We start from the raw sequence: 20,055 nt of genomic DNA, 5'->3' as shown, positions 1-20,055 counted from the left end.
TCCGGTATGCCTGAAACCATTGTTATCAGCCCCGAAAAGACTTCGTCTTCCGAAACGCGCGGTGAGCATTACGATTTGCTCAAGAACCGCGTTTCCCCCTGTTACATCGCAGCCAGCCTTCAGCGGCAAGTGGCGCTGGGCAACCATTCGTTGCAAATACCAGACTGGTATTTGAAAGCCACCCACCAGGCCAGGGCCGGCCTCAAGCGTAGCCATGAGCAGTACTGCAAGGTCATGAACCAGGTCGACGCAGCGTTGGGCAGTGTCCGGGATATCCGGGATTTTGCCGAACCCTTGCTTCGCGTGGCTATCGAGCAGACTTTCAAGCGCACCCTTGACGTGCGTAAGGTTTACTTCGCCCGCAAGTTCGCCCTCAAGACGCGTACCGATCTGGGCAGCGACCTGCTCCACCGTCTGACGGGGGAAGCGTTCGATACCTACCAGTACCGGGGCAGCTCGCTACTGGACGCGGCGCTGGCCAATTTCGAACCCGAAGAAGAGCACAAGCTGGACTGTGATGACTGCCACTTCATCACCACGACGCCGATGTCCGTCGACGGCACGTTGAGTCATACCCTGCAGTCCGTCCGTGCGGGAGCCTTGCCGATTGCCCCCGAAGCGTTCATCAAGCTATGCCGCAAGCTGGACTTAGGGCAACAATATCAGGCGCATATCAAGGCAATCCTGCAACCCAACGATGGTCCGGCCCGGAGCCAGTTGGATCAGCAACTGCGCGAGCATCACAGACAGTTACTGGCTATCAGCACTGAAATCGCTTGGTCGAAGTCGGATATCCGCCAGGACACTTATCGAATGCTCCAGCAGGTGATCAGCGGTCAAAGCGGAGTCAAGCTGGATGGCCGAGCAGTGACTGTTGCGTCGCTCAAAGTCCTCGACGTCGAATTGGTCGGCCCCTTGCTGATTGGCCCGGAGCGCGAGCGCAGCAACCGGGTCGAACGGGTGGTGGCCTACCTGCCGGACGATCCGGAACATCCCGTCAAGGAGTACACGTCCAGCGCCGAGTTCATGGTGGAGCTGCGACGCCGTCTGCACGGCGTTGAGTACCGTCGTTTTTTTAGCCGTTTCGTGCCCGTGCGCGAGCAAGGGGGCTTTTTCGAACGGTTCAACCATTTTTATCGCCCTTCTCCACAGGCCAATCTACACGCTGATTTTGTGCCCAAGGTCGATTTGCGCAGCCTCCCCATGGAGGCGTCGCTACTGCGTGACCCGTTATGGGAAACGTTACGCCACAGGCAGATAGCGAAGATCCTGGCGGACGCGCGCGCAACGGCGGTGCCTACCGGTGAGGAAGATAAGAAAGCCCGCATGGCGCGTCTGGACAGCTGGAAAAACACGTTGCTGGACGTGCTCAACATGGCCGCATTCGTGGTGCCAGGCCTTGGGCCGGTGATGATGACCGTGTGGGCGGTGGAGATGCTTGACGAGGCATTCGAAGGCATTGAAAGTTTCGAGCAGGATGAGGTCCAGGAAATGTGGGCACACTTTTCGAGCCTGGCGCTCAACGTCGCCTTTGCCGCCGCAGGCGCCAAAGTGTTGCCCCGGATCGTGCCGTCGGAAACTGTGAATCAATTGGAGCCTGTTACGCTGGCCAATGGCGAATCGCGCCTCTGGCGCCCCGACCTGGCGAGCTACGAGAGCGAGCTGCAGCCGCCTGTGTCCTCGACCCCGGATGGCCTTGGGCTGCATCGGGTCAATGGCCGGCGAATCCTGCCATTGGACGGTACGAACTATGAGGTGCAACGGGAGCGCGCGACCGATCGTTATCGCATTCGCCATCCCTCCCGCCCCGATGCGTATCAGCCCGCACTGACACACAACGGCAGCGGTGCCTGGAGCCACGAGCTGGAACAACCCCAGAGCTGGGAGGGGACGCCCCTCATGCGCCGGCTCGGCCATGGCGTCAAGGGCTTCAGCGATACGCAACTGGAGCAGATCCGCGTCGCCAGCGGTACGACCGAAGCTGTATTGCGGCGGCTGCATGTCGAAGGTGAACCGTTGCCTGTGGCGCTGGCGGACACGATCAAACGCTTCGACATCTCCCGCCAGGTGGATAATTTCGTCACGCAGATAAACAGCGAGGACCCGCTGCTGCATGAGCAGGCCAGTCCAATGATCCAACTACATCTGCTGACAAGTTACGGCCCGTGGCCTAAGGGCTTGAAGCTCAAGGTGGTGGATCCTTCGGGCAAGCTCCTCTGGGAGCATGCCGCAGACCCGGACGGAGCAGCTCCGCTGCGTGATGTCCTTATCACCGACGCGAAGATCTACACATCGTCTTTTCCCCGGAATCTGATCGAAGCGGTGGATGCCGCGGGTGATGATCTATTGGCCGGCACGACTCCGGCGATTGCGAAAACGAATATGCCAGCCCGGGTCCGGCAATTCAGAAGAAACCTTGCCGAGGTGGCGGTGCGTGAGAAAGCACAGCTGTTCAATGACTACTACGCCAAGGGCGATGTGTCGAGCGACCCGCGTGTCACGCTGATCAAGTCCCGGTTCCCCTCGGTCCCCGCAGCGGCCATCGACCAGATGATGAACCATGCCAGCGATGTGGAAGTCCAGCAGATGGCCCGCTGGAGTTTCGCCGACGCGTTCCAGACCAAACCCATCCCACCGCGCATCGCCGAAGAGCTGCGTCATTTCCAGCAGAAGGTGCGTTTGAACCGGGCCTACGAGGGGTTGTACCAGGACACGCTGGCCACGCCGGACACGCCTCGACTGGCCCTGGCCACCTTGAAAACCTTGTCCGGCTGGAGCGACACGGTGCGTATCGAGTTGCGCGACAACAGCACTACAGGCGCGTTGATCGACAGTATCGGGCCGCAAGAGTCGACGCAGCTCAAGACCCTGGTCAAGCGCGACAACTTGTATAAGGCTTACGACAACGCCGGCAATGACCTAAGCAATTGGGATAACCTCTACGTGGCTTTGCAGCGCGCCCTTCCGGATGCCGAGCGCCAGGCCATGGGCAGGCCTTCCATTCATCAGGATGGGCTTTTGAAAGAGGCTATCGGCGCTGCGCCATTGGGGCGGGATGTGTTGGCAAAAACGCTGAAGCAGCGTCCGGTCAAACCGTTTTTTCAATCGCCGATGCGCCTGGCGTCGGACAGGTTGGGTTATCCCATGAGCGGCCTGCGGGAGCGATTGGGACTGGTGCGATCGCCCGAGTCGCGAGTGCTCGAGTTGTACCCGGACTATAGGCCGGCGCAAGTGCGAGCCTTGCTGGATTCATTGGGTGATGGCGCCGTTGCAGAGCTTCAGCGCCGTAAAGTGCAACTGGACATGCTGAAGCGGGATCTGGATCGATGGGTAACCTCTGGCACATTGATCGAGGTCGGTCATGACCGGCCTCTGCCGATACCTGCAGAGCTCAAGGCCGAGGCGGCTCGACGGATCAAGCGCTGCTGGAGACGTCAGGCGCCGAGCGTGTCCGCGCAGGATGGCAGCAGGTTAGGTTACGAACTCGATCTTTCCGGACTCCAGGTAGGCGTCTTGCCGCAACTGACGGCTGACTTCGGCCACGTGGCTTCGTTGAAGTTGCGAGGCATGAGGTTGTCGCAAGTGAGCGAGGATTTTCTCTTTGGGTTCTCCTCCCTTCGCTGGTTGGACATGTCCCACAACCGGATAAGTGAGCTCCCGCCCTCTCTGGAAACGATGGATAGTCTCACCAGGCTGTACTTGCAATCGAACCGGATCAGCCTGATGCCTGGCGAAACAGAGATTCTTGGCAACCTCACTCGGCTCAAAATATTGCAACTGGACCGGAACCCTCTGGCACGGTTGCCGGATTTCAGCAGAATGCCCGACTTGCGTGGATTGATGTTGAGGGGAACCGGCATCGACACCTGGCCCACCGGGCTGCGTAATCAGCCGATGGAGCTGCTTGATTTGCGTGACAACCGGTTGCTCGACGTGCCGGACTCATTGATCGACCCGCCGGCCGATGAGGTTCACGCCGCGGCACGCCTCAATGGAATGACTTTTATCCAAGGTAATCCAATTGGGGAGGACACCGCGGCTCGCTTGCGTAATTATTGGTTGGACCTCCGTGAGTCTCATCCCGAATGGGTCATCTTGCGCCGACCGGGCGCGTTCGAGCTTGAACCGCGCGTGGTGGCGAGGCCAGACAACGTTGAGCCATGGTTGCGAAACTTGCCTGGCGATCAACGGCGCAGCAGGCAGGCAATATGGCGTAGCTTGGAGAGCGAACCTCGATCCCTGGAGTTCTTTGAGCTGTTGAACCGATTGGCCGAGTCTTATCAAGGCGAGGAAAATTATTCGGACCTCCAGGGCCGTGTCTGGCAAATGCTCGAAGCGGCCAGCGAATCCACGGATCTGCGACGTCAGCTGTTCGAACTGGCCGGCGAGCCGGCGTGCGAGGATCGTGCATCGTTATCGTTCAGCTATCTTGAAATCAAACTGATGATCCACAACGCCAAGACTGCCGGGGCAGATGAGCCTGCAACCTTGATCCGGCTGGCCAGGGGACTGTTTCGCCTCGATGAAGTGGAACGCATTGCCCTGCGTGACATTCAGGGACGTCGCGATGCGGTGAATGCCAACCGCAATCTCACGGCCGTTCAGCGGGTCGAGCAGTTGAGGCTGATAGAAGAGGTTGAGGTTCGCCTGGCTTACCGAGTGGGCCTCAAGGATCGCCTGGCGTTGCCGGGGCAGCCAAAAAGCGGACGATTTATCCAGATGGCCAATGTTACCGAGGCCATGCTCGACACGGCGGCGGCCGATATTCTCGCCCTGGATGACTCACCTAGCGAGTTCCAGTCGTTGGCAGGCCGGGATTTCTGGGTCGATTACGTGAAGCAGGCATACGCGTCGTCCTTCCAGGTGTTGAGCGAGCCTTTCATCACTCGCCAGATTGAACTGGATGAGGCGAAGGCCGCCGGAACGCTGGAAGATTCGGCTTATGTCAGCCAGTCCGAGGCCTTGGATTTGCAACGCAAGATCAAGGAGGCGGAACTGATCCAGTCGTTGACTCAAGATGAGCTGGATACGCTGACGGCAGGTACCGATCTGTAAGCGAATCTGACCCGGCACTTCAGGCCGGAATGAAAACTGTGGTGGGGGACTCATTTGTGGCGAGGGGATTCAGCGAAACGTCGCACCGCCCCGTTGGGCTGAATCCCCTCGCCACAGAAGCGCCCCCGCCACAAAATGGTGTTGTTCAGAACAGGAAATAACGCTGCGCCATCGGCAGCACCTCGGCCGGTTCGCACCACAGCAACACGCCGTCGGCCTTGACCTGATAGGTCTGCGGGTCGACGTCGATGCTCGGCAGGTAGTCGTTGTGGATCAGGTCGGTTTTCTGCACATCGCGGCAGCCTTTGACCACGGCGATTCTTTTCTTCAGCCCAAGCTGTTCCGGCAACCCGGCCTCGGCGGCGGCCTGGCTGATGAAGGTCAGGCTGGTGGCATGTCGCGAGCCGCCAAAGCTGGCGAACATCGGTCGGTAGTGCACCGGTTGCGGTGTCGGGATCGAGGCGTTGGCATCGCCCATCAGGCTGGCGGCAATCGCCCCACCCTTGAGGATCAGCGTTGGCTTGACGCCGAAGAATGCCGGGCGCCACAGCACCAGATCGGCCCATTTCCCCACCTCGATGGAACCCACTTCATGGCTGATGCCGTGGGTGATCGCCGGGTTGATGGTGTACTTGGCGATGTAGCGCTTGATGCGGAAATTGTCGTTGCCTTCGCCGTCGCCGGGCAGGGCGCCGCGTTGCTTTTTCATCTTGTCGGCGGTCTGCCAGGTGCGCGTGATGACTTCGCCGACGCGGCCCATGGCCTGGCTGTCGGAGCTGATCATCGAGAAGGCGCCGAGGTCGTGGAGGATGTCTTCGGCGGCGATGGTCTCGCGACGAATGCGGCTTTCGGCGAACGCCACGTCCTCGGCAATGCTCGGGTCCAGGTGATGGCAGACCATCAACATGTCCAGGTGTTCGTCGATGGTGTTGCGGGTGAACGGCCGGGTCGGGTTGGTGGAGCTGGGCAGCACGTTGGGGAAACCGCAGGCCTTGATGATGTCCGGCGCATGTCCGCCCCCAGCGCCTTCGGTGTGGTAGGTGTGGATGGTGCGACCCTTGAACGCGGCCAGGGTGGTTTCGACGAAACCGGACTCGTTGAGGGTGTCGGTGTGGATCGCCACCTGCACGTCGTACTGGTCGGCCACGCTCAGGCAGTTGTCGATGGCCGCCGGGGTGGTGCCCCAGTCTTCGTGCAGCTTCAGGCCGATGGCGCCGGCCTTGACTTGCTCGATCAGCGGCTCCGGCAGGCTGGCGTTGCCCTTGCCGGTGAAGCCGATGTTCATCGGGAAGGCATCGGCGGCCTGGAGCATGCGCGCCAAGTGCCACGGCCCGGACGTGCAGGTGGTGGCGTTGGTCCCGGTGGCCGGACCCGTGCCGCCGCCGATCATGGTGGTGACGCCGCTCATCAGCGCTTCTTCGATCTGCTGTGGGCAGATGAAGTGGATGTGGGTGTCGATGCCGCCGGCGGTGAGGATCATGCCTTCACCAGCAATCACTTCGGTGCTGGCGCCGATGGCGATGGTCACGTCGGGCTGGATGTCCGGGTTGCCGGCCTTGCCGATGGCGGCGATGCGCCCGTCCTTGAGGCCGACATCGGCCTTGACGATGCCCCAGTGGTCGATGATCAGCGCGTTGGTGATCAGCGTGTCGACGACCTCGGCGGCCAACAATTGGCTCTGGCCCATGCCGTCGCGAATCACCTTGCCGCCGCCGAACTTCACTTCTTCGCCGTAGGTGGTGAAGTCCTTCTCCACTTCGATCCACAACTCGGTGTCGGCCAGGCGGACCTTGTCGCCGACGGTGGGGCCGAACATGTCGGCGTAGGCTTGTCTCGAAATCTTCATGTGCTCGCCTTGAGGTTCTTAAGTCGTATGCAGTCCATTGTGGCGAGGGAGCTTGCTCCCGCTGGGCCGGGCTGGCGCTCCAGCGCGCAGCGGCCCTGGGTTTTTGGGGCTGCTGCGCAGCCCAGCGGGAGCAAGCTCCCTCGCCACAGAGGCGCTTCAGTCCAATTCGCCCATGACCCGCCCGGCAAACCCGAACACCCGGCGGTGCCCGGCCAGGTCCACCAACTCCACCTCGCGGCTCTGGCCCGGTTCGAAGCGCACGGCAGTGCCGGCCGGGATGTTCAGGCGCATGCCACGGCTGGCGGCGCGGTCGAAGGTCAGGGCGTCGTTGGTTTCGAAAAAGTGATAGTGCGAGCCGACCTGGATGGGCCGGTCGCCGCTGTTGGCGACGTTCAGCGTGAGGGTACGGCGGCCGACGTTGAGTTCGATGTCGCCAGGCTGGACCTGGTATTGCCCTGGAATCATTGCGGTTGCCCCAAAGTCTTGTAGTAAATGGCGGTCGGGCTGTAGGTGCCGTCCGGGCTCTGGCAGTAGTCGGGCAGTTCACCAACGCGGGTGTAGCCCATGGCGCGGTAGAACGCCTCGGCCTCGGAACCGGCTTCGGTGTCGAGGTACAGCAGGCCACGCTTGTGCTGGCGGGCGCCGAGTTCCAGGGCGCTCATCAATTGCTGGCCCAGGCCCCGGCGGCGCGCCTCGCCGCGCACCAGCAGCTTCTGCACTTCGGCACGGTTGAGGCCGTTGGGCTTCTGGCACAGGGCAAGCTGGACGCTGGCCTGCACTTGTTCATCCTTGACCACCACCCACAGCAGCAGGTGGCCCTGGTTGAGGCTGGCCTGGACCTCGTCGAAATAGGCGCGGGCCTGGACGGCATCGAGATCGGCCATGAACCCTACGCTGGCGCCGTAGCCGACGGCGTCGAGCAACAGATCGATCAGGCCCTGGCGATAATGCGCAAAGCTCTCGGCGTGGACTCGACGCAACTGGGCGGCGTTCATTGGCGTTTCACTCCTTGTTGACGGCAGGCGGTAGCGCCCCGGGGTTGAGGTTCAACTGCATGAAGGTCAGGTCCAGCCAGCGGCCGAACTTGGTCCCCACCTCGGGCATCTGCCCGGTGATCACGAAACCGGCCCGCTCATGCAGTCGAATCGACGCTGCGTTGCCACTTTCGATGGCGGCGACCATGACGTGTTTGTCGCAGGCCCTGGCGCGTTCGATCAGCGTGTCCATCAGCAGCGGGCCAAGGCCCTTGCCGCGTTGATCGCTGCGCACGTACACCGAATGCTCCACGGTGTGGCGGAAGCCGTCGAACGGCCGCCAGTCGCCGAAGGAAGCGTAGCCGAGCACGTTGTCCTCGGCGTCGACGGCCACCAGCACCGGGTAGCCCTGGGTTTGCCGGGCGCTGAACCAGGCCTGGCGATTGCCCAGGTCCACGGCTTGTTCGTTCCAGATCGCTGTGGTGTTGAGCACGGCGTCGTTGTAGATGTCGCGGATCGCCGGCAGGTCGGCGGCATGGGCGTCACGAACGTGGGCAGTCATGGCGTGGCCTCAGGCGATGGGTTGATGGACGGTGACCAGTTTGGTGCCGTCGGGAAACGTCGCCTCCACCTGGATTTCCGGAATCATTTCCGGGATGCCTTCCATCACCTGCTCGCGGCTCAGCAGCGTGGTGCCGTAGTGCATCAGCTCGGCGACGGTCTGGCCGTCGCGGGCGCCTTCGAGCAGCGCGGCGGAGATGTAGGCCATGGCCTCCGGGTAGTTGAGCTTCAAGCCCCGGGCCAACCGCCGTTCGGCGACGAGGCCGGCGGTGAAGATCAGCATCTTGTCTTTTTCGCGTGGGGTCAGGTCCATGTGCAATCCATAAGGGCAGATAAAATTTTTGCGTTAAACACAGCTACCAGTGGGAACAGGCCTGTGGGAGCAAAGCTTGCTCGCGATGAACGATAACGCGGTCTTTCTGGTCGACCGAGGCGTGGCCATCGCGAGCAAGCTTTGCTCCCACAGAAACTCATGCTTCATACCATTGCTCCCACAGGTAAAAGCAAATTCAGGTACTCCAGATTCTCGGTGGCATGGCTTCTCTTCCGAGCAATGCAGGCCTGAGCAAACGCCACAACTCAATCAACCACCCCCGCGCCAGCAGCGCCTCGCTCGCCAGGCAACGGGCCACGAGCAAACCGGGCAGTTGGGTCAGGTCGCCGCGCACGGCATGGCCCAGGGATCGGCAGCGTTCAAGCAGTTCACTGTCGATCTCGCCGGTCACCAGCAACGTGGCGAACACCGGATCGCCGCCCAGCCCGATGGGCGAGTCGAGCAGCCCATCAGCACCAACGATGCGTTGGCGCTCATGCCACAACAACTCACCGTCGCGGCGAATATCCAGCCGCGATTGAAAGTGCCCCAGGTCGAACCGCTCGCCGCTGGCCGGTCGGCCGAGGGCAACCATGTCCCAGTAGAACAACCGGGCATCGCCGTGCAGGTCGATGCCCGTGCTGAGCTCGGCCTGGGCCGCACTGAAGACGATGGTTTCCTGGGGCAGCCATTCCAGGGTCGCGCCGGAGGCCACGCTCAGGGTCAGTTGCTGGTACGCCGGGCCGGCGGCGCGGTACCACTTGGCCGCGCCGGGGCTGGTCAGTTGTGCCCAGGCGCCCGTGCCGACCTGGGCGGAGATGTCCAGGCGATCACCGCCGGCAATCCCGCCGGGCGGGTGGACGATGATGTGCTGGCACACCTCGGGCCCTTCGGCGTACAAGTGCTTCTGCACCCGCAACGGGCCTTTGTGGCGGCGCTGTACCGGGCGTGTGCAGTCGCCGAATCGGGCGTAACCCAAGTCCAGCTCGGCATGCCAGCTGGGGGTGAACAGGGCTTGAGGCGATACAGGTAGATTCATGATTTTCTGATGATCGTCGGGACGCTAAGACTAGATCGTAACCAGCCCGCGCACACCCTCGGCTTCCATATTTTCTCCGCGCCCCTGCTGCACGATCTCGCCCCGGGACATCACCAGGTAATGATCGGCCAGCTCGGCGGCGAAGTCGTAGAACTGCTCCACCAGCAAAATCGCCATGTCGCCCCGGGCCGCCAGTTTCTTGATCACCGCGCCGATCTCCTTGATCACCGACGGCTGGATGCCTTCGGTGGGCTCGTCGAGGATCAGCAGGCGCGGCCGACTGGCCAGGGCCCGGCCGATGGCGAGCTGCTGTTGCTGGCCGCCGGACAGGTCACCGCCCCGGCGTTGTTTCATCTGCAGCAGCACCGGAAACAGTTCGTAGATAAAGGCCGGCACTTCCTTGGCTTCTGAACCCGGAAAGCGCGACAGGCCCATCAGCAGGTTTTCTTCCACCGTCAGCCGCCCAAAAATCTCCCGGCCCTGGGGCACGTAGGCAATGCCGGCGTGCACCCGTTGGTGCGGCTTGAACGTGGTGATGGCCTTGCCTTCCCAATTCACCGCGCCCTCCTTGGCCGGCAGCAGGCCCATCAGGCATTTGAGCAGGGTGGTCTTGCCCACGCCGTTGCGCCCCAGCAGGCAGGTCACCTCGCCGACCTTGGCGTCGAACGACAGGCCGCGCAGGATGTGGCTACCGCCGTAGTACTGGTGCAGTTTGTCGACTTGCAGCATGTCTTGAATTCCCCTTAAGTCCCTTGTGGGAGCGGGCTTGCTCGCGAAAGCGGTGAGTCAGGCAGAACAACTTTGACTGACACTGCGCATTCGCGAGCAAGCCCGCTCCCACAGGGGGAACGTGTTTGTCGATCTAGCGACCGAGGTAAACCTCGATCACCCGCTCATTGTCCTGCACCTGTTCCAGCGACCCTTCAGCCAGCACGCTGCCCTGGTGCAACACGGTGACGTGGTCGGCGATTGCGCCGACGAAGCCCATGTCGTGCTCTACCACCATCAGCGAATGCTTGCCCGCCAGGGACTTGAACAGCTCGGCGGTGAACTCGGTTTCCGCGTCGGTCATGCCCGCCACCGGTTCGTCGAGCAGCAGCAATTGCGGGTCCTGCACCAACAGCATGCCGATCTCCAGGAACTGCTTCTGGCCGTGGGACAACAGCCCGGCGGCGCGGTTGACCGAGGTGGTGAGACGGATGGTCTCGAGCACTTCGTTGATGCGGTCGTGCTGCTCGCCGGTCAGTCTTGCCCGCAAGCTGGCCCACACCGATTTGTCGGTCTTGAGCGCCAGCTCCAGGTTCTCGAACACGCTCAGGGCTTCGAACACCGTCGGTTTCTGGAACTTGCGACCGATGCCGGCCTGGGCGATCTGTACTTCGCTCATGGTCGTCAGATCGAGGGTCTCGCCGAACCAGGCCTTGCCGTGGCTGGGGCGGGTCTTGCCGGTGATGACATCCATCAACGTGGTTTTGCCCGCGCCGTTGGGGCCGATGATGCAGCGCAACTCACCGACGCCGATGTACAGGTTCAAATCGTTCAAGGCCTTGAAACCATCGAAGCTGACGCTGATGTCTTCCAGGGTCAGGATGGTGCCGTGGCGGGTGTTCAGGCCCACGCCGGCCGCCTGGCCGAGGCCGATGGCGTCGCGGCTGCTGCCTTGATCTTTGTTGGGTTCAAGAATCGGTTCGAGCATGAAATCCGCCGTTGGAGTGATTCTCATTGTTCGCCCCTTTTCTTCAGCAGCCCGATCACACCTTTGGGCAGGTACAGGGTCACGACGATGAACAGGGCGCCGAGGAAGAACAGCCAATACTCAGGAAACGCCACGGTGAACCAGCTCTTCATGCCATTGACCACACCGGCGCCCAGCAACGGCCCGATCAACGTGCCGCGCCCGCCGAGGGCGACCCACACGGCGGCTTCGATGGAGTTGGTCGGCGACATTTCGCTGGGGTTGATGATGCCCACCTGCGGCACATACAACGCCCCGGCCAAACCGCACAACACCGCGCTCAAGACCCAGACGAACAGCTTGAACCCCCGGGGATCGTAGCCGCAGAACATCAGGCGGTTTTCCGCGTCGCGCAGGGCGGTCAGCACCCGGCCGAACTTGCTGCGGGCCAGGCGCCAGCCGATGAACAGGCTCGTCACCAGCAGCAACACCGTGGCGAAAAACAGCACCGCCCGGGTGCCTGGCTCGGTGATGCCAAAACCCAGGATCGAACGGAAGTTGGTGAAGCCGTTATTGCCGCCAAACCCGGTTTCGTTGCGGAAGAACAGCAACATTCCGGCGAAGGTCAGGGCCTGGGTCATGATCGAGAAATACACGCCCTTGATCCGCGAGCGGAAGGCGAAGAAACCAAACACCAAGGCGAGCAAACCCGGCGCCAGCACCACCAGGCACATCGCCCAGAGGAAACTGTCGGTGCCGGCCCAGTACCAGGGCAACTCGGACCACGACAGGAAGGTCATGAATGCCGGCAAGCCATCCCCGGCGGCCTGGCGCATCAGGTACATGCCCATGGCATAGCCGCCCAGGGCGAAGAACAAACCGTGGCCCAGGGAGAGCAAGCCGGCGTAGCCCCAGACCAGGTCCAGCGCCAAGGCGACGATGGCATAGCAGAGAATCTTGCCCACCAGGGTCAGGGTGTAGGCCGAGACGTGCAGCGGATGGTCCGCCGCCAGCAGCGACAGCAGCGGCAGGCTCAGCAGCACGGCGAGGATCAGCGCGCCGACGGCGAGGGTGACTTTGGGGCCGGCCTTTTGCGTGGCCGTGAGCATCAGGGGCTGGTTCATCAGTCGATTACCCGTCCTTTGAGCGCGAAGAGGCCTTGCGGACGCTTCTGGATGAACAGAATGATCAGCGCGAGGATCAGGATCTTGCCGAGCACGGCGCCGATCTGCGGTTCAAGGATCTTGTTGGCGATGCCCAGGCCGAACGCGGCGAACACACTGCCGGCCAACTGGCCGACGCCGCCGAGCACCACCACCAGGAACGAGTCGATGATGTAGCTCTGGCCCAGGTCCGGCCCGACGTTGCCGATCTGGCTCAGGGCCACGCCCCCGAGCCCGGCGATGCCCGAGCCGAGGCCGAAGGCGAGCATGTCCACGCGCCCGGTGGGCACGCCGCAGCAGGCGGCCATGTTGCGGTTCTGGGTCACCGCGCGGACGTTCAGGCCCAGGCGCGTCTTGTTCAGCAGCAGCCAGGTCAGCGCCACCACGAACAGCGCGAAGGCGATGATCACGATGCGGTTGTACGGCAACACCAGGTTCGGCAACACCTGGATCCCGCCCGACAGCCACGCTGGGTTGGCGACTTCGACGTTCTGCGCGCCGAACACCAGGCGCACCAATTGGATCAGCATCAGGCTGATGCCCCAGGTGGCGAGCAGGGTTTCCAACGGCCGTCCGTAGAGGTGGCGGATCACCGTGCGCTCCAGGGCCATGCCGATGGCGGCGGTGATAAAAAACGCCACCGGCAAAGCGATCAGCGGATAGAACTCGATGGCGTTCGGGGCGAAGCGCTGGAACAGCATCTGCACCACGTAGGTGGAGTAGGCGCCGAGCATGAGCATCTCGCCGTGGGCCATGTTGATCACCCCCAGCAGGCCGAAGGTGATCGCCAGGCCGAGGGCGGCGAGCAGCAAAATCGAGCCCAGGGACATGCCGCTGAACGCCTGGCCCAGCAATTCGCCCACCAGGAGCTTGCGCTTGACCTGGCTGAGGCTGGTCTCAGCGGCGGTGCGCACGGCGGCATCGGTTTCGACGCCGGGTTCGAGCAGTCCTTCCAGGCGGGTGCGGGCCAGCGGGTCGCCGGTTTCCCCCAGCAGGCGGACGGCGGCCAGGCGCACGTTGGGGTTGGTGTCCACCAGTTGCAGGTTCGCCAGGGCCAGGCTCAGGGCGGCGTGTACGTCTTCGTCCTGCTCGCCGGCCAATTGCCGATCGAGAAACGCCAGTTGCGCCGGGCGGGCGCTTTTTTGCAGTTGCTGCGCGGCGGCCAGGCGTACGCGGGCATCCACAGCGAGTAATTGATGACTGGCCAGGGCGGTTTCGATCAGCCCGCGCAAGCGGTTGTTCAGGCGCAGGGTCTTGGGTTGGCCGTCGACGGTCAACTGGCCTTGTTGCAGGGCGTTGATCAGTTCGACACGCTCAGGCTCCGGCTGCGCGGCCCAGGCTTCCAGGAGCTTGGCCTGCTGGGTCGGGTTGGCGGCGACGAAGTCTTCGGCGTCGCCGGCATGGGTCGTCAGTGGCAACAGCAGTGCCAGGGCGAGGATGAGGCGGTAGAGGGCGGTGGGCATATTGTTGGCCTTGCGCAAAACTTCTTTTGTGGGAGCGGGCTTGCTCGCGAAGGCGGTGGGTCAGGCAGAACAACTTTGACTGACACTCCGCATTCGCGAGCAAGCCCGCTCCCACAAGGGAGTTGTGTCGGACCTGAGCGTCATGCTCAAGCCCGACACCCATGGGCTCAGTTGCTCTTCACCGCATAGTCAGGCTTCTTGTCGTTGCCGGCGATGAACGGGCTCCACGGTTGCGCGCGGATCGGCCCTTCGGTCTGCCAGACCACGTTGAACTGACCGTCGGCCTGGATCTCGCCGATCATCACCGGCTTGTGCAGGTGGTGGTTGGTCTTGTCCATGGTCAGGGTGTAGCCCGACGGTGCGGCGAAGGTCTGGCCGGCCAGGGCTTCGCGGACTTTGTCGACGTCGGTGGACTTGGCTTTTTCCACCGCTTGCGCCCACATGTGGATGCCGACGTAGGTGGCCTCCATCGGGTCGTTGGTCACCGCTTTGTCGGCGCCCGGCAGGTTCTTGGCCTTGGCGTAGGCTTTCCAGGAATCGACGAATTTCTTGTTCGCCGGGTTATCCACGGATTCGAAGTAGTTCCACGCCGCCAGGTTGCCCACCAGTGGTTTGGTGTCGATGCCGCGCAGTTCTTCTTCGCCCACCGAGAACGCCACGACCGGTACGTCGGTGGCCTTCAGGCCCTGGTTCGCCAGTTCTTTGTAGAACGGCACGTTGGAGTCGCCGTTCACGGTGGAGATGACCGCGGTCTTGCCACCGGCCGAGAATTTCTTGATGTTGGCCACGATGGTCTGGTAATCGCTGTGGCCGAACGGGGTATAGACCTCTTCGATGTCCTTGTCCGCCACGCCTTTGGCGTGCAGGAACGAACGCAGGATCTTGTTGGTGGTGCGCGGGTAGACGTAGTCGGTGCCCAGCAGGAAATAACGCTTGGCGCTGCCGCCTTCTTCGCTCATCAGGTATTCCACCGCCGGAATTGCCTGCTGGTTTGGCGCCGCGCCGGTGTAGAACACGTTGGGCGACATCTCTTCGCCTTCGTATTGCACCGGGTAGAACAGCAGGCCATTGAGTTCTTCGAATACCGGCAACACGGATTTGCGCGACACCGAGGTCCAGCAGCCGAACACCACGGCGACCTTGTCCTGGGTCAGCAACTGCCGACCCTTTTCGGCGAACAGCGGCCAGTTCGACGCCGGGTCCACGACCACCGCTTCGAGCTTCTTGCCGTTCACACCACCCTTGGCGTTGATCTCGTCGATGGTCATCAACGCCATGTCCTTGAGGGACGTCTCGGAGATCGCCATGGTGCCGGACAGCGAATGCAAGATGCCGACCTTGATGGTCTCGGCGGCCTGGACGGTCCAGGCCATGCCCATCGCGGCAATACTTGCCGAGAGTGTAAAAGCCTTGATCAAGCTACGACGCTTCATTGTGCGATCTCCATGGACTTATGAGTTTTAGGTGGCAGATGCAAACGCTGAAGGCGCTTTTGCAAGGGATGTGCCCGGTCGGGCAAAGAGCTTTGAAATGCGGGGTTGGCGGCGGGAGAGGAAACGACAATGCACCATCAACGACCATCTCGCGGACGCTGGTGCAATACGGCGCTCCGCATTGGGGCGTGGATGTGGGCCAATTCAAGGTGAGATTTTCGACCGCCCGACTATGCTGACTCTTCTGCCATTCTGAACAGGGGAAATCCGTTTGAATGATTCTGGCGCTACGAGCAGTTTTCTTCTCGACGAGACGGCGGTTTTTGACGTATTGCCTGGCGTTAAACCGGCCGAGCACCCGAAATGGATGCATGTGACGCATTTGAGAGAAGGCAGGTATTCGCTGATTCTCACCGCTGGAGAGCACCTTCGAAGCAGCGAGTTGCAGGTGTTTGCTGATACAACCTTGCACGTTCGTTTTTCGGCGGCTCTACCCAGCATCAGTTCGGATGGCCTCACCTGCTCAGTTGTTTTTTTCGATGATCAAGCTCAAGCCGAATTTCAACTTGGAACGTTTCATGTTGGCGGAGGCTATACCGCGTCGGAATGGAGGACGGTGGATTTGGATCTGGCTTGGTTGGCGGGCAAGCGTGGCCGTCTCCTGGTAGCGTGTGGGCCTGGGGCGAAGAACGATTCAACGGCAGATTGGCTGGCGATCGCTGACCTGTGCATAGCCAGACAGTGGGAAATAAAAGCGCTTCTGGCGAAAACCCATCAACCCATGCGCATGAAAAACGAGATCGCACACTTCAGCAGCGTCTACCGAAATGAGTTCTATGCAAACGTCCAGGAGCGACAGAGTGAAACGGCAATGGGCGTTGCTCGCGCCGTCCGCCGATTAAATGGACCGGTTCAGGCGCAAGGGCCTGGTGCGCCGGCTGACATGGTCATTTTGGAGCCGTTTGAAGGAGAGGCCGCCTACGCTTATGCGACGCGTCTGCTGAGGGTGAACGTCCCGCAAATGCCGCCTGATTTTCAAGCGAGGCTACGCCGGAAAGTCACGGACCACGGGGCGATAAAGGTCTTGTCGATCTGCAGTGGCGCCGCGCGGATAGAGGCCGGTTTGTCAGCGGCTGTTCCCGAAGGCGTGGAATGGTCGTTGCTGGATATCAATGAAGATCTGCTTCAAATCGCCGCAAAGCAGTTTCCGCCAGGGATCCACCTCGATTTGATCGTGGCGGATGCGAATAACCTGGTGCCTACCGGTGAACAGTGGGATGTCATTATTTGTGTGTCGGCATTGCATCATTTGGTAGAACTGGAAAAGGTCATGCGCTTTATCTCCCGTAGTTTGAAAAATGATGGAGAGTTCTGGAGTGTGGGGGAGGCCGTGGGACGTAATGGCAATCGCTTGTGGCCCGACGCAATAATCGCCGCTGACGCCGTATTCTCTTCCTTGCCGGCGCGCTACCGACTCAATGCCGACACTCAGGTTGTCGATGCTGTCATTCCGGACAAGGACCATTCGATTGGTTGTTTCGAGGGGATTCGAAGCGAGGAGATTACCGCGCTCCTTGAGCGTTGGCTGAAGCCGGTAGACGTTTACCGCACCAACTGCTTCCTCTGGCGAATGGTGAATCTTGCCTACAGCGGGAATTTCAATCTTGAACAAGCTGAAGACCGGGCCTTAGTGATTGAACTGGTGCGAGCGGAGCTCGAGCATTTTCGCAATGGAGGCCTTGGGACCGAGCTATTCGGCGTCTACAAAAAGAAGCATCTTTTCAGCGACGGCGCATCAGACCGATAAAGAACAGTCCGCCGATAGCGGCTGTGGCGACCCCAATCGGCAAGTCCTCCGGCGCGATCAACGTGCGGGCCGCCACGTCCACCCACACCAGGAACAGGCTGCCGAGCAGCACGCAAGCCGGCAGTAGCCGCCGATGCTCGGCGCCCACCAGGCGCCGGGCAATGTGCGGCACCATCAGCCCGACAAAACCGATCGAGCCGCTGATGGACACCAGCACGCCGGTCATCAGCGACGCGATCAGGAAAATCCACAACCGCACCTTCGCCGCGTTCAAACCCAGGGTCACGGCGGTCTGTTCGCCGGCCATCAGCGCGTTCAACGGCCGGGCCATGCCCAGCAGCAACACCAGCCCCAGCAGCACACTGGCGGCCGGCACGGCCAGCAGTTCCCAGCGGGCCAGGCCCAGGCCGCCGAGCATCCAGAACATCACCGCCGAGCTGGCACGATGATCACCGAGGAACAACAACAGGTTGGCCGCCGCCATCATCACGAAGGACACCGCCACGCCACACAGCAACAGCCGATCACTCTCCAGCCGGCCTTGGCGGGCAGCGATGGCCAACACCAGCAACATGCTCAGCAGCGCGCCGATGAAGGCCGCCAGAGGCAGGGTCAGCAAACCGATTATTTCACCGACATGCAACACCACGATGACCGCCCCCAAGGTCGCACCGGAGGTGACACCCAACAGGTGCGGATCGGCCAGCGGGTTGCGCGTCACCGCTTGCAGCACCGCGCCGATCAGCGCCAGCCCGGCACCGACCAGGGCTCCGAGCAGCAGGCGCGGGACGCGGATCAGCCAGACGATATGCTCCTGGCCGGGCGTCCAATAGACCTCGCCCACTCCGAAGGCCTTGTGCAGCAGCAGATCCCAGACCACGGCCACCGGCACCCGCGCCGGGCCAAAGCCCAGGGACACCACGCACGACACCAGCAACAGCGCGCCGAGGACCATCAGCAGGGCGCCGTAGCGACGATTATTCATTGGTCGTGGAAACCCCGTGCCAGGGTTTGCACCGCCAGCACGTTATCGATGCCCGGCGTGGCCTGCACGTAAGGGATCACGATGAAGCGCCGGTGCTTGAGGGCATCCACCGATTGCAGGGCCGGGTTATCCAGCAGGAATTGTTGCTTCTGCTCGGCGCTGACTTCGCCGTAGTCGACGATCACGATCACCTGCGGGTTGCGCTCGACCACGTTCTCCCAGTTCACCCGGGTCCAACTGGTTTCCACGTCCTCGAGGATGTTGCGTCCGCCGGCGGCGTCAATCAACGCCTGAGGTATGCCGAGACGGCCGGAGGTCATGGCACGGTCTTCGCCGCTGTCATACAGGAACACGCGCGGTTGTCGGGTCGGCAGGTGCTTGCGCGTTTCGGCCACCTGGGCCTGCATCGTCGCGATCAGCGCATTGGCGCGATCCTGCACATCGAATATCTTGCCGAGGTTGCGCAGGTCGTTGTAGGTGTCTTCCAGGGAGGCCGCCGGGCGTTTCATCACGAAGGCGCAGGATTCGGTCAGTTCGTAGACGTTGATGCCCAGCGGTTGCAAGGTCTGCGGCGTCAAGTCGCCGCCCACGCGCATGCCGTAGTCCCAGCCCGCGAAGAAAAAGTCGACGTTGGCATCGAGCAGGGTTTCCACCGAGGGATATTTGGCGGCCAGTTCCGGCAGGCCGTCGAGGATATTCGCCATCTCGGGTGTCACCGATTTCCAGCCGCTGATACCGCTGTAGCCGACCATGCGCGGCTTGAGGCCCAGGGCGAGCATCATCTGCGTCATGTTGATGTCATGGCTGACCGCATGGCGAGGGGCCTCGTTGAACACCACCTGGCGGTTGCAGCTCTGGACCGTCAACGGGTAGCGGGTGGCTTCGGCCAGGGCATTCGTGCTGCCCAGCAGGAGGGGCAGCAACAACAGGAAACGCAAGGTCATGGTTGGGTTATCCAGGTGATTCGTGGGTAGCCGGACAGCGGGTGTTCATCCACCAGGGCTTCGACGCCGAACACCTCGCGCAACAGCTCTGCCGTGAGGACGTCCTTGGGCGTGCCGCTGGCGACGATGCGCCCGTGTTCGATCACGTACAGGCGGTCGCAGAAAGCGGCGGCCAGGTTCAGGTCGTGGAGGCTGGCGAGGGTGCCGATGCCCAGGCCCTTGATCAGTTGCAGTAATTGCAATTGATAGTGCGGGTCGAGGTGGTTGGTCGGCTCGTCGAGGATCAGCAACTGCGGCTGCTGGGCCAAGGCACGGGCGAGGATCACCCGCTGTTTTTCCCCTCCCGACAGCGTGGCGAAAGCATGATCGCCAAAGCCTTCGAGCCCTGCCGATGCCAATGCCTGGAGCACCAGCCGGCGGTCTTCGTGATTGTCGCTGTCGAATAGACCTTTGTGGGGCGTGCGGCCCATGGCGACCACTTCCTCCACCGTCAGGCCGAAGGCATCGGGAAATTCTTGCAGCACCACGGCGATGCGTTGGGCGCACCAGCGCGAGGACTGTTTCCAGAGGTTGTGATGTCCGAGCCTGACCTCGCCATGTTCTGGCCGGCTGAAGCGATAGGCGCAGCGCAACAGGCTGGTCTTGCCGCTGCCGTTGGGCCCGATCAACCCGACAAACTCCCCGGCCGCCACCTGCAGCGTGGCATCACGCAGCTGGAACTGGTGATGACAGTGGCCATGGCCCAGGGGCGTCCAGGCGAGGTGGGAGAGGGTTAGGGAGGTCATGCGGTTACTCGG

Annotated in this window: 16 protein-coding genes; 2 read left to right on the top strand and 14 right to left on the bottom strand. The window is 62.0% G+C overall.

Annotated elements, in window-relative coordinates:
* The first annotated feature begins 6 nt into the window (after positions 1-6).
* On the top strand, positions 7-5,055 hold the full coding sequence (locus tag M1D99_RS26860; RefSeq protein WP_434572683.1) for an NEL-type E3 ubiquitin ligase domain-containing protein: 5,049 nt from the start codon (positions 7-9) through the stop codon (positions 5,053-5,055).
* A gap of 145 nt (positions 5,056-5,200) precedes the next feature.
* On the opposite strand, the gene ureC is transcribed toward M1D99_RS26860, so the two are convergent.
* The 11 genes from ureC to urtA form a co-directional block, all read right to left on the bottom strand.
* Positions 5,201-6,901: an urease subunit alpha gene (gene ureC / locus M1D99_RS26855; protein ID WP_063325175.1), complete on the bottom strand. Its 1,701-nt coding sequence runs from the start codon at positions 6,899-6,901 to the stop codon at positions 5,201-5,203.
* 156 nt (positions 6,902-7,057) lie between these two features.
* On the bottom strand, positions 7,058-7,366 hold the full coding sequence (locus M1D99_RS26850; RefSeq protein ID WP_046064368.1) for an urease subunit beta: 309 nt from the start codon (positions 7,364-7,366) through the stop codon (positions 7,058-7,060).
* The gene (locus M1D99_RS26845) at positions 7,363-7,896 is read right to left on the bottom strand and encodes a GNAT family N-acetyltransferase (RefSeq protein WP_053118001.1); all 534 of its coding nucleotides are present in this window, start codon (positions 7,894-7,896) and stop codon (positions 7,363-7,365) included. The genes M1D99_RS26850 and M1D99_RS26845 overlap by 4 nt, the downstream gene beginning before the upstream one ends.
* A 7-nt stretch (positions 7,897-7,903) precedes the next feature.
* Entirely contained in the window at positions 7,904-8,437 is a 534-nt protein-coding gene (locus M1D99_RS26840; RefSeq protein WP_434572680.1) for a GNAT family N-acetyltransferase, read from the bottom strand.
* Between the two features lie 9 nt (positions 8,438-8,446).
* Positions 8,447-8,749: an urease subunit gamma gene (ureA, locus tag M1D99_RS26835; RefSeq protein WP_003186301.1), complete on the bottom strand. Its 303-nt coding sequence runs from the start codon at positions 8,747-8,749 to the stop codon at positions 8,447-8,449.
* A 196-nt stretch (positions 8,750-8,945) separates the two neighbouring features.
* Positions 8,946-9,788 carry an urease accessory protein UreD gene (locus M1D99_RS26830; protein ID WP_434572678.1) on the bottom strand — a complete coding sequence of 281 codons (843 nt, stop codon included), beginning with the start codon at positions 9,786-9,788 and terminating at the stop codon, positions 8,946-8,948.
* Positions 9,789-9,818: 30 nt separating this feature from the next.
* Entirely contained in the window at positions 9,819-10,517 is a 699-nt protein-coding gene (gene urtE / locus M1D99_RS26825) for an urea ABC transporter ATP-binding subunit UrtE (RefSeq protein WP_434572676.1), read from the bottom strand.
* 133 nt (positions 10,518-10,650) lie between these two features.
* On the bottom strand, positions 10,651-11,511 hold the full coding sequence (gene urtD / locus M1D99_RS26820) for an urea ABC transporter ATP-binding protein UrtD (RefSeq protein WP_250964081.1): 861 nt from the start codon (positions 11,509-11,511) through the stop codon (positions 10,651-10,653).
* The gene (gene urtC / locus M1D99_RS26815) at positions 11,508-12,587 is read right to left on the bottom strand and encodes an urea ABC transporter permease subunit UrtC (RefSeq protein ID WP_434572674.1); all 1,080 of its coding nucleotides are present in this window, start codon (positions 12,585-12,587) and stop codon (positions 11,508-11,510) included. Before urtC ends, urtD begins: the two co-directional genes overlap by 4 nt.
* Positions 12,587-14,089: an urea ABC transporter permease subunit UrtB gene (gene urtB, locus M1D99_RS26810; protein ID WP_434572672.1), complete on the bottom strand. Its 1,503-nt coding sequence runs from the start codon at positions 14,087-14,089 to the stop codon at positions 12,587-12,589. The genes urtC and urtB overlap by 1 nt, the downstream gene beginning before the upstream one ends.
* Positions 14,090-14,256: 167 nt before the next feature.
* Entirely contained in the window at positions 14,257-15,522 is a 1,266-nt protein-coding gene (gene urtA / locus M1D99_RS26805) for an urea ABC transporter substrate-binding protein (protein ID WP_186730036.1), read from the bottom strand.
* Between the two features lie 271 nt (positions 15,523-15,793).
* On the opposite strand from urtA, the gene M1D99_RS26800 reads away from it, so the two are divergent.
* Positions 15,794-17,329, top strand: coding sequence for a class I SAM-dependent methyltransferase (locus M1D99_RS26800; protein WP_458131052.1), 1,536 nt, complete (start codon positions 15,794-15,796; stop codon positions 17,327-17,329).
* Here the strand turns inward: M1D99_RS26800 and M1D99_RS26795 are convergent.
* From M1D99_RS26795 to M1D99_RS26785, 3 genes are read right to left on the bottom strand one after another with little or no spacing between them, the layout of a single operon-like run.
* Positions 17,304-18,314 carry a FecCD family ABC transporter permease gene (locus M1D99_RS26795; RefSeq protein ID WP_434572668.1) on the bottom strand — a complete coding sequence of 337 codons (1,011 nt, stop codon included), beginning with the start codon at positions 18,312-18,314 and terminating at the stop codon, positions 17,304-17,306. The two genes, M1D99_RS26800 and M1D99_RS26795, sit on opposite strands and share 26 nt — an antisense overlap.
* Positions 18,311-19,258, bottom strand: coding sequence for an ABC transporter substrate-binding protein (locus tag M1D99_RS26790; protein ID WP_434572666.1), 948 nt, complete (start codon positions 19,256-19,258; stop codon positions 18,311-18,313). The genes M1D99_RS26795 and M1D99_RS26790 overlap by 4 nt, the downstream gene beginning before the upstream one ends.
* Positions 19,255-20,043, bottom strand: coding sequence for an ABC transporter ATP-binding protein (locus M1D99_RS26785; RefSeq protein WP_434572664.1), 789 nt, complete (start codon positions 20,041-20,043; stop codon positions 19,255-19,257). Before M1D99_RS26785 ends, M1D99_RS26790 begins: the two co-directional genes overlap by 4 nt.
* Positions 20,044-20,055 lie beyond the last annotated feature (12 nt).

The organism is Pseudomonas sp. R3-41, from assembly GCF_054161485.1.
Note: the sequence above shows the minus strand (reverse complement) of the source record. Positions and strands in the feature narration are given on the sequence as shown.

What these genes read in the sequence shown, in the direction of transcription:
- M1D99_RS26860 (WP_434572683.1), top strand. Translation starts at nt 7, where the DNA reads ATGCCTGAAACCATTGTTATCAGCCCCGAAAAGACTTCGTCTTCCGAA.
- ureC (WP_063325175.1), bottom strand. Translation starts at nt 6,901, where the DNA reads ATGAAGATTTCGAGACAAGCCTACGCCGACATGTTCGGCCCCACCGTC.
- M1D99_RS26850 (WP_046064368.1), bottom strand. Translation starts at nt 7,366, where the DNA reads ATGATTCCAGGGCAATACCAGGTCCAGCCTGGCGACATCGAACTCAAC.
- M1D99_RS26845 (WP_053118001.1), bottom strand. Translation starts at nt 7,896, where the DNA reads ATGAACGCCGCCCAGTTGCGTCGAGTCCACGCCGAGAGCTTTGCGCAT.
- M1D99_RS26840 (WP_434572680.1), bottom strand. Translation starts at nt 8,437, where the DNA reads ATGACTGCCCACGTTCGTGACGCCCATGCCGCCGACCTGCCGGCGATC.
- ureA (WP_003186301.1), bottom strand. Translation starts at nt 8,749, where the DNA reads ATGGACCTGACCCCACGCGAAAAAGACAAGATGCTGATCTTCACCGCC.
- M1D99_RS26830 (WP_434572678.1), bottom strand. Translation starts at nt 9,788, where the DNA reads ATGAATCTACCTGTATCGCCTCAAGCCCTGTTCACCCCCAGCTGGCAT.
- urtE (WP_434572676.1), bottom strand. Translation starts at nt 10,517, where the DNA reads ATGCTGCAAGTCGACAAACTGCACCAGTACTACGGCGGTAGCCACATC.
- urtD (WP_250964081.1), bottom strand. Translation starts at nt 11,511, where the DNA reads ATGAGAATCACTCCAACGGCGGATTTCATGCTCGAACCGATTCTTGAA.
- urtC (WP_434572674.1), bottom strand. Translation starts at nt 12,587, where the DNA reads ATGAACCAGCCCCTGATGCTCACGGCCACGCAAAAGGCCGGCCCCAAA.
- urtB (WP_434572672.1), bottom strand. Translation starts at nt 14,089, where the DNA reads ATGCCCACCGCCCTCTACCGCCTCATCCTCGCCCTGGCACTGCTGTTG.
- urtA (WP_186730036.1), bottom strand. Translation starts at nt 15,522, where the DNA reads ATGAAGCGTCGTAGCTTGATCAAGGCTTTTACACTCTCGGCAAGTATT.
- M1D99_RS26795 (WP_434572668.1), bottom strand. Translation starts at nt 18,314, where the DNA reads ATGAATAATCGTCGCTACGGCGCCCTGCTGATGGTCCTCGGCGCGCTG.
- M1D99_RS26790 (WP_434572666.1), bottom strand. Translation starts at nt 19,258, where the DNA reads ATGACCTTGCGTTTCCTGTTGTTGCTGCCCCTCCTGCTGGGCAGCACG.
- M1D99_RS26785 (WP_434572664.1), bottom strand. Translation starts at nt 20,043, where the DNA reads ATGACCTCCCTAACCCTCTCCCACCTCGCCTGGACGCCCCTGGGCCAT.